Below are 1,510 nucleotides of genomic sequence, written 5' to 3'. Positions count from 1 at the left end.
ATTGTCTGGTAGTTATGGCGAGAAGGTCACACCCGTTCCCATCCCGAACACGGTAGTTAAGCTTCTCTGCGCCAATGGTAGTTGGGGGCTTCCCCCTGCGAGAGTAGGTCGCTGCCGGGCAATATTATTTCTGGAGGTTTAGCTCAGCTGGGAGAGCATCTGCCTTACAAGCAGAGGGTCAGCGGTTCGATCCCGTTAACCTCCATTTTTTATGCCGGCTTAGCTCAGTTGGTAGAGCAACTGATTTGTAATCAGTAGGTCGCGAGTTCGACTCTTGCAGCCGGCACCATTAATATTATCTTTATAATAATACATATTTTTATTGTAGAGAGCCGTTAGCTCAGTTGGTAGAGCATCTGACTTTTAATCAGAGGGTCGCTGGTTCGAACCCAGCACGGCTCACTTTTGCGGGTGTGGCGGAATTGGCAGACGCACCAGATTTAGGATCTGGCGCCGCGAGGCGTGGGGGTTCAAGTCCCTTCACCCGCACTTATAAATATGCGGAAGTAGTTCAGTGGTAGAACATCACCTTGCCAAGGTGGGGGTCGCGGGTTCGAACCCCGTCTTCCGCTTGTTTTCAAAAGTTCCAATATGCCGGGGTGGCGGAACTGGCAGACGCACAGGACTTAAAATCCTGCGGATAGTGATATCCGTACCGGTTCGATTCCGGTCCTCGGCATTATTTTCATATGCGCCCATAGCTCAACTGGATAGAGTACTTGACTACGAATCAAGCGGTTAGAGGTTCGACTCCTCTTGGGCGCACTTTATTAAACGGGAAGTAGCTCAGCTTGGTAGAGCACTTGGTTTGGGACCAAGGGGTCGCAGGTTCGAATCCTGTCTTCCCGATTGTTTCATCTTTTATAATGGGGCCTTAGCTCAGCTGGGAGAGCGCCTGCTTTGCACGCAGGAGGTCAGCGGTTCGATCCCGCTAGGCTCCACTTACTTCACATTTAATCACATAATTAGAAAGAAAATGGTAGCCTTATTATTATGGCGGCGTAGCTCAGCTGGCTAGAGCGTTCGGTTCATACCCGAGAGGTCGTGGGTTCGATTCCCTCCGCCGCTATTTTCAATCTTGGACCTTTAGCTCAGTTGGTTAGAGCAGACGGCTCATAACCGTCCGGTCGCAGGTTCGAGTCCTGCAAGGTCCACTTGTCACTTTATTATTATCATGGAGGAATACCCAAGTCTGGCTGAAGGGATCGGTCTTGAAAACCGACAGGCGGGTAATACCGCGCGGGGGTTCGAATCCCTCTTCCTCCGTTTTTTCACTTGTGATATGTGGACTAAATTAAATATTATTGTCGCGGGGTGGAGCAGTCTGGTAGCTCGTCGGGCTCATAACCCGAAGGTCGTAGGTTCAAATCCTGCCCCCGCAATAGTGGTTCCGTGGTGTAGGGGTTAACATGCCTGCCTGTCACGCAGGAGATCGCGGGTTCAAATCCCGTCGGGACCGCCATTATGGCTTGGTAGCTCAGTTGGTAGAGCACTTGATTGAAGCTCAAGG

General features: G+C 51.1%; 14 tRNA genes and 1 rRNA gene. All 15 read left to right on the top strand.

What is annotated here, in order from left to right:
- Nucleotides 1–4: 4 nt before the first annotated feature.
- The 15 genes from rrf (at nucleotide 5) to AC4PG8_RS13810 (ending at nucleotide 1,462) form a co-directional block, all read left to right on the top strand.
- Nucleotides 5–120 (top strand): 5S ribosomal RNA (gene rrf / locus AC4PG8_RS13880).
- Between the two features lie 12 nt (nucleotides 121–132).
- Nucleotides 133–205, top strand: a tRNA-Val gene (locus tag AC4PG8_RS13875).
- 8 nt (nucleotides 206–213) lie between these two features.
- A tRNA-Thr gene (locus AC4PG8_RS13870) sits at nucleotides 214–289 on the top strand.
- A gap of 40 nt (nucleotides 290–329) precedes the next feature.
- A tRNA-Lys gene (locus tag AC4PG8_RS13865) sits at nucleotides 330–402 on the top strand.
- 5 nt (nucleotides 403–407) lie between these two features.
- Nucleotides 408–489 (top strand) — tRNA-Leu (locus AC4PG8_RS13860).
- Nucleotides 490–500: 11 nt separating this feature from the next.
- Nucleotides 501–572, top strand: a tRNA-Gly gene (locus tag AC4PG8_RS13855).
- Nucleotides 573–593: 21 nt separating this feature from the next.
- A tRNA-Leu gene (locus AC4PG8_RS13850) sits at nucleotides 594–679 on the top strand.
- A 12-nt stretch (nucleotides 680–691) separates the two neighbouring features.
- Nucleotides 692–765: transfer RNA gene (locus AC4PG8_RS13845), tRNA-Arg, on the top strand.
- 10 nt (nucleotides 766–775) lie between these two features.
- A tRNA-Pro gene (locus tag AC4PG8_RS13840) sits at nucleotides 776–849 on the top strand.
- A 19-nt stretch (nucleotides 850–868) separates the two neighbouring features.
- Nucleotides 869–941: transfer RNA gene (locus AC4PG8_RS13835), tRNA-Ala, on the top strand.
- A 54-nt stretch (nucleotides 942–995) separates the two neighbouring features.
- Nucleotides 996–1,069, top strand: a tRNA-Met gene (locus AC4PG8_RS13830).
- A gap of 11 nt (nucleotides 1,070–1,080) precedes the next feature.
- Nucleotides 1,081–1,154, top strand: a tRNA-Ile gene (locus tag AC4PG8_RS13825).
- A 22-nt stretch (nucleotides 1,155–1,176) separates the two neighbouring features.
- A tRNA-Ser gene (locus AC4PG8_RS13820) sits at nucleotides 1,177–1,266 on the top strand.
- A gap of 42 nt (nucleotides 1,267–1,308) precedes the next feature.
- Nucleotides 1,309–1,382: transfer RNA gene (locus tag AC4PG8_RS13815), tRNA-Met, on the top strand.
- Nucleotides 1,383–1,386: 4 nt separating this feature from the next.
- A tRNA-Asp gene (locus AC4PG8_RS13810) sits at nucleotides 1,387–1,462 on the top strand.
- The last annotated feature ends 48 nt before the right edge of the window (nucleotides 1,463–1,510 follow it).

The organism is Listeria sp. MAN/IMW/UF555 (assembly GCF_058684075.1).
This window is presented reverse-complemented; position numbering and strand designations above follow the sequence as displayed.